This is a genomic window from uncultured Mucilaginibacter sp. (assembly GCF_903893715.1).
Classification (GTDB): Bacteria; Bacteroidota; Bacteroidia; order Sphingobacteriales; family Sphingobacteriaceae; genus Mucilaginibacter.
Genome location: NZ_CAITNG010000157.1, coordinates 20,724 through 27,269, shown reverse-complemented (window position 1 = coordinate 27,269; position 6,546 = coordinate 20,724). Strand labels below are relative to the sequence as shown.

Sequence of the window (6,546 nt, the reverse complement as noted above, 5' to 3'; positions counted from 1 at the left end):
GCTTACACCTAAACAAATGCACATGCAAAAAAACATCAAAATAAAAACTTATAAAAGAGAAGTAAAACCTTTAATAAATAGTCAACTTAATTAACAATAATTGTATCACCAAATCAGTCAACTTTTTTCAGGACGTGACAAGAGGGAAGATGTAAAATGGAAGATGGCGACATGGAATCCGTCCCGATAGCTATCGGGATTGAACATCCGACATAAAAAATAGAACACCCATAAATACCCATACTCTTTTACTTTTGCAGAAAATACACAAGGTCTATGAATAACCCATCTACTATTACCATCGCGCCTAAAAGCGCACGTCCTTTAACCGTTAAACGTTTTGGCTACGGCACCATGCGCCTTACCGGGCCCGGTATTTACGGCGAACCGCCAAACCGAGCCGAAGCTTTACAAATATTGAAAGCGACCACAGAAGCCGGCATCAACTTTTTGGATACGGCCGATTACTATGGCGAAGATGTAACCAATCGGCTCATCGCGGAGGCTTTGTATCCTTATGAGAAGGACCTGGTGATATGTACCAAAGTGGGCGGTGCGCGTAAACCGGATAAAAGCTGGATACCTTTTAACACGCCCGAAAACCTGCGCAGCAGTATCGAGAATAACCTGCGCACCTTAAAATTGGAGCAGATACAATTGGTTCACTTTAGGGTGATACACGGCGGCGCGCCTTTTGAAGAATCGATGGAAGCAATGTTTAAGATGCAGGAAGAGGGCAAGCTATTGCATTTGGGTGTAAGTAATGTTACACCAGAGCAATTGAACACTGCAATGAAAATGGGTAATATCGCCACGGTTGAAAACTTGTATGGCCATGCCCAGCGTACCGATTGGACCACCCCGCATGGCGTTACGCCGGGTGGCGAGGCAGTACTGGGTATTTGTGAAGAGCACGGTATCCCGCTGATACCTTATTTCTCGCTGTTCACTACACAGAACCAAAAGGATGAAAGGATAACAGTCATCGCACAAAAATACGGCCTTACCGAGGCGCAGGTGAATATTGCCTGGCTGCTGCATAAATCGCCATGGATATTGCCGATACCGGGAACATCGCAACTAAAACATTTTGAGGAGAATATAAAGGCAGCAAGTTTAGTGTTGACCGAAGAGGATATGGCTTTTTTGGAGTAAAAAGCCTTACTGACCTGGTTTTTTGGCCTTCAATAGTTCTTTAACGCTTGCTTTAAAAGTGCTATCGCTATAATCAACCCCGGTATGGCCCAACTCGGTGTCGAATACGATGAGTTTGGCTGATATGAGTTTGGCAAATTCGATGGCCGGTGCCGGGTTAACCAAATGGTCTTGCCTGTTGTTCACGATGAGCATTTTTGCCTTGATGTGTTTGGCGGCTTCGGACAGCGAACCGTTAAAAGGACGGCTGATGTCCTGGTTCATGCAGGCTGTTAGCTGGGTACGGAAATCGTTCCAATCGTTTGGTGATAACGCCACAGCCCGCATACTGGCATTAACATTTGCTACAGAAACCGTTTTTGCTATGTTGGCAGGCGTGGTTATAGATAACATAAGCAACAGCCGGGCAAGCGGAATAGATGGGTTGGTGGTATAAGCGCCGTGGTTAAAAGCAGGACTATCGTCAATAGCGGCTATGATGGCTTTGGTTTGGAGGATATCGTAACTGGTGAGTTGTGGGCTGCCTGCGATGGGCACCATGCAATCCACAAAATCGGGATAGGTAACTGCCCATTGATAGGCCTGAAAAGCCCCCATCGACATCCCAACAATAGCGTGCAGATGCTTTATGCCGAATTTTTGGATGAGCAGTTGGTGGTGCGCTTCGACCATATCGCTAATGCTGATGACAGGGAATGATGCGCCATGCTGGGTGGCACTATTTGAAGGCGATGTGGACACGCCATTGGCCAAGGCATCGGCAATAATTAGGAAGTAACGCGTAGTATCAACAAAACGCCAGGGGCGTACAGTGGCCGCTATTTGTTGTGCAGTACCCAAAAACCAGCTGGGGAACAGGATGGCGTTCTTTTTGGTATCGTTGAGTTTACCGTAAGTGAGGTAGCCTATTTTACAATCATTTATTTGCTGACCGGATTGAAGTTTTACGTCGCCGATGGATTCGAGCTTTTGACGATTTTCCAGGTTTTGCGCCCGAACACTGAATGATGCGAGTACCAGGAACAGGGGGATGAGTTTTTTCACGACTAAAGATAGCTATTTTGGTGCGCACAAAAAATGCCATCGGCATGAGTTGATGGCATTTGTGCTCCCGACGAGATTCGAACTCATATCGATGGTACCGGAAACCATAATTCTATCCATTGAACTACGGAAGCATAGCGCAAATATAGCTATTAGAAGCAAGAATCAAGAGCAAAGAATTAAGACAAACAGGGTCTTGGCTCTTGACTCTAAATTCTTGACTCTGCTTTAAACGTTGAATCGGAAATGCATAATATCGCCATCGGCAACAATATATGCTTTGCCTTCAACACTTAACTTGCCGTTTTCCTTACAGGCAACTTCAGAGCCATATTTTACAAAGTCGTCGTATTTTATCACCTCTGCGCGGATGAAGCCTTTTTCAAAGTCGGTATGAATTACGCCCGCCGCTTGTGGCGCGGTGAAGCCCTGGGTGATGGTCCAGGCGCGCACCTCTTGCACACCTGCAGTAAAGTAGGTGGCCAGGTTCAACAACTTGTATGCGGCTTTGATGAGTTGTGTTACCCCCGACTCTGTGAGCCCAAGGTCGTCCAAAAACATCTGGCGCTCATCGTATGAGTCGAGCTGCGCAATTTCAGATTCAATCTGTGCCGATATAATCAATACCTGAGCATTCTCCTCTTTAACGGCGGTCTTAACCTTGTCAACGTAGGCGTTGCCACTGTTCACCGACTTCTCTTCCACGTTGCATACGTACATCACCGGTTTGGCGGTCAACAACCAAATATCCTCAATGTATACTTTATCCTCTTCGGCAACAGGTGCTGTGCGTGCCGATTTGCCCTGCAATAAATGGTTCTTATAGACACTCAATACCTCAAAGGCTTTCTTTTGCTCTTTGTCGCCGATTTGGGCACCTTTTGCTACCTTTTGGATCTTCTTCTCTATCGAGTCAAGATCCTTTAGTTGCAGTTCGGTATCGATAATTTCCTTGTCGCGTATCGGGTCGACCGAACCGTCAACATGGATGACGTTATCATCATCAAAACAACGCAAAACATGTATGATGGCATTAGTCGAGCGTATATTAGCTAAAAACTGGTTGCCCAAACCTTCGCCTTTACTTGCGCCCTTTACCAAACCTGCTATATCAACGATTTCGATGACATTGGGTACGATGCGTTGCGGATTTACCAGTTCAGCCAGTTTAGTCAAGCGTTCATCGGGCACGGTAATTACGCCCACATTAGGCTCGATGGTGCAGAACGGAAAGTTTGCCGCCTGTGCCTTGGCGTTCGATAAACAGTTAAAAAGCGTTGATTTACCCACATTCGGCAAACCTACTATACCACATTGTAAACCCATGTATATTGTTTTTTAGTTCATGGTTCATGGTTCATAGTTGATAGATCATGGTAGCACCAGTAAAGAACTATGATCTATGAACCATCAACTATGATCCATTTGATTTTCGCCGCAAAGATAAGATAATTAATAAGCCGGGTAAACCGAATTGTTAAACAGTTCTAAGCAAACAAAAAAACCCGCCTTACGGGCAGGTGTATATCCTTACAAAGCTTATCTGATTAAATCTCGAACGAAAAATCGTCGGCCGATTCTTTGGCGGTTTCGGTTATTTCGGTGTATTCGTAACGCTTTTCAATTACTTCCTGGTTGGCTTTGATATACTCGATGGTATCTTTCAACCCTTCGGCAAACTTTTCAAAATCTTCTTTATACAGAAATATCTTGTGCTTTACAAAAACGCCATCCTCCAACCTCTTTTTGCTTTCGGTTAAGGTAATGTAGTAGTCGTTTGACCTTGTGGCTTTTACATCAAAAAAATAGGTCCTTTTGCCGGCCCTTACCTTCTTCGAAAATACTTCCTCGCGCTCTCTATTGTCAAAATCTCCCATACTTTATTGTAGTTTTTTTAGTTTGCTTGGGTTAAATATATAAATTTTTTAAAATTACAAATGCAAAATAGGCTATATTAATGTAAATCCATCTATTTTATACGAATATAATAGAGCAGGGTTACACTTTTCAGGTAGTTTCCTGCTCTTCGAGCAATTGTTTTTCATACAGGTCGAAATACGCCCCTTTGGCATCCATCAGTTGCCCGTGAGTGCCTTGCTCTAATATCCTGCCTTGGTCTAACACCAATATCTTGTCTGCATTCTTTATCGTCGATATCCGGTGGGCTATAATAATGCTCGTCTTACCCTGCATAATGCCGCCCAGGTTGTTCAGTATCTCCTCTTCTGTTTTGGTATCCACCGCCGACAGGCAATCGTCAAATATCAAAATCTGGGGTTGCTTAAAGATGGCTCGGGCTATCGACACCCGTTGCTTTTGCCCTCCCGACAAGGTTACCCCCCGTTCGCCTATCATGGTTTCAAAGCCTTGCTCAAACTCAATGATGTTCTCATAAACGGCAGCGTCTCGCGCGGCTTGCTCTACGTCAGTCATGTTGAGTACATCGGCGCTAAATGCTATGTTGTTGGCAATGGTATCGCTAAATAAAAACACTTCCTGTGGCACAAAACCCACCTGCGAGCGGAAACTATCCAGGTTAACGGTTTGCACCGGCTGGTCATCTATCAATACTTGGCCGGCATCGCAATCATACATCCGCATCAGTAAATTAGCAATAGTCGATTTACCCGAACCCGTACGCCCGATCACTGCGATCAGCTGCCCCGGTTCGGCCACAAAGGATACATCGTCCAGTGCTTGTATGCCCGTATCGGGATATTTGAACGATACATTTTTGAACTCTATCTTGCCCTTTACCGATATCTTTTCGTTGGTTGGTGATATAATTTCGGGTTTCTCGTGCAAAAACTCATTGATGCGCTTTTGCGATGCCGCCGCGCGCTGTATAAGCGAAGTAACCCATCCCAACGATATCACAGGAAAGGTTAATATACTCAGGTATACAATAAACTCGGCGATATTACCGGGGGTAATATTGCCCTTCATCACCTCAACCCCGCCGATATAAATGGTGATGATGCTGCTGAGGCCGATAAGCAGTAACATCATGGGGTAAAACAGGGCCTGCACACGCACCAGTTCCATACTGTGCACCTTATAGTTCTCGCTCTCGTTAGCGAATTTTTCGCGCACCGAACCTTCGCGCACATACGATTTGATGATACGGATGCCCGAAAAGTTTTCCTGTACAAAACTCGACAAGGCCGACAGCCGCTGCTGTATCTTTTCGCTGCGCGAATTAATGATGTTGTTCACATAAAATATGGTAACAGCTAATATCGGCATCGGCAACAGCGAAAAAATGGTAAGCCGCACGTTAACCGTCAGCATTACTACAATGGCCAGTATAAACAGCGTAACCGTATTGATGGCATACATTACCCCCGGGCCAAGGTACATGCGCACACGGCTCACGTCTTCGGTAACACGGTTCATCAGGTCGCCGGTATTATGGCGGCGGAAAAATGCCAGCGACAACTCCTGGTAATGCGCGTATATCTCGTTCTTCATATCGTACTCGATATGCCTCGACACCAAGATAATGGTTTGTCGCATAAAGAACAGGAACAGGCCCCGCAACAGCGACAATACGAGCACCAGCGAGCCAAACAAAAACAAGCTCGAACCGAATATGCCCGATATGATGGACTGCCGGCCAAAACCATCGAACAATTGGAAGATGCCGATATTTTCGGTAACGAGGTTAAAAGCAAGCCTTACCACCTGCGCCGGCAATATGCCGAAGATGTTGGATATGATAACGAATATCACCCCCGGTATCAGCCTCCAGCGGTATTTGTAAAAGAACTTGTTTAAATAAGCAAGATGTTTCATTGGTTAACAAATGTAGCAGTTTGCGCTGTATTTGGAAAAACGATTTGATAAGCCTATGGGTATTTATGGGTATATCAAAAAATAATCTAAACCTTTCCCGCCCCACCACAACCTTGCCACTCGTCCCGATAACTACCGCGACTTCTGGGTATTTATGGGTGTTCTGTTTTTTATGTCGGATGTCGGATGTTCAATCCCGATAGCTATCGGGACGGATTCCTTGTCGCCACCTTCCATTTTAAATCTTCCCTCTTCCGTCATCATGGGTATTTATGGGTGTTATAAAAAAAATCTTATTCAAAAAATCAATCCCTGCCAGCCGGGCAGGCTGGATTTTATCATTGGCAAAGGGGGAAAAAGTAAGATTATTTTCAAGCGTTTTAACATTCCAACCTTGTAACTTTACAACATTCCAACCTCTTTGCTCCAATCTATACAATATACAAAAAAGCACGGACATATCAAAGCATGACTTGTTATTGTAATTTTTCTTTCTGAAAATCAATAATTTATAATTAATTATATAAAATCTATAGAATTAGTAGAATTTAA

6 protein-coding genes and 1 tRNA gene are annotated in these 6,546 nt (G+C 44.5%); 1 reads left to right on the top strand and 6 read right to left on the bottom strand.

Features of this window, described 5'->3' with window-relative positions:
* The first annotated feature begins 276 nt into the window (after positions 1-276).
* Complete coding sequence (locus QZX97_RS18880; protein ID WP_295648504.1) at positions 277-1,155, top strand: aldo/keto reductase; 879 nt, start codon at positions 277-279, stop codon at positions 1,153-1,155.
* A 6-nt stretch (positions 1,156-1,161) separates the two neighbouring features.
* Here the strand turns inward: QZX97_RS18880 and QZX97_RS18875 are convergent, their stop codons facing one another.
* The 6 genes from QZX97_RS18875 to QZX97_RS18850 form a co-directional block, all read right to left on the bottom strand.
* Entirely contained in the window at positions 1,162-2,199 is a 1,038-nt protein-coding gene (locus QZX97_RS18875) for an alpha/beta fold hydrolase (RefSeq protein WP_295648502.1), read from the bottom strand.
* A 62-nt stretch (positions 2,200-2,261) separates the two neighbouring features.
* Positions 2,262-2,333: transfer RNA gene (locus tag QZX97_RS18870), tRNA-Arg, on the bottom strand.
* A 94-nt stretch (positions 2,334-2,427) separates the two neighbouring features.
* On the bottom strand, positions 2,428-3,525 hold the full coding sequence (gene ychF, locus QZX97_RS18865; RefSeq protein ID WP_295648498.1) for a redox-regulated ATPase YchF: 1,098 nt from the start codon (positions 3,523-3,525) through the stop codon (positions 2,428-2,430).
* A gap of 221 nt (positions 3,526-3,746) precedes the next feature.
* Positions 3,747-4,076 (bottom strand): DUF3276 family protein, encoded by a 330-nt coding sequence (locus tag QZX97_RS18860; RefSeq protein WP_295648495.1) that lies wholly within the window; start codon positions 4,074-4,076, stop codon positions 3,747-3,749.
* A 130-nt stretch (positions 4,077-4,206) separates the two neighbouring features.
* Entirely contained in the window at positions 4,207-5,994 is a 1,788-nt protein-coding gene (locus QZX97_RS18855) for an ABC transporter ATP-binding protein (protein ID WP_295648492.1), read from the bottom strand.
* Between the two features lie 238 nt (positions 5,995-6,232).
* A complete protein-coding gene (locus QZX97_RS18850; RefSeq protein WP_295648491.1) occupies positions 6,233-6,424 on the bottom strand; it encodes a hypothetical protein in 192 nt (63 codons plus the stop codon).
* Between the last annotated feature and the right edge of the window lie 122 nt (positions 6,425-6,546).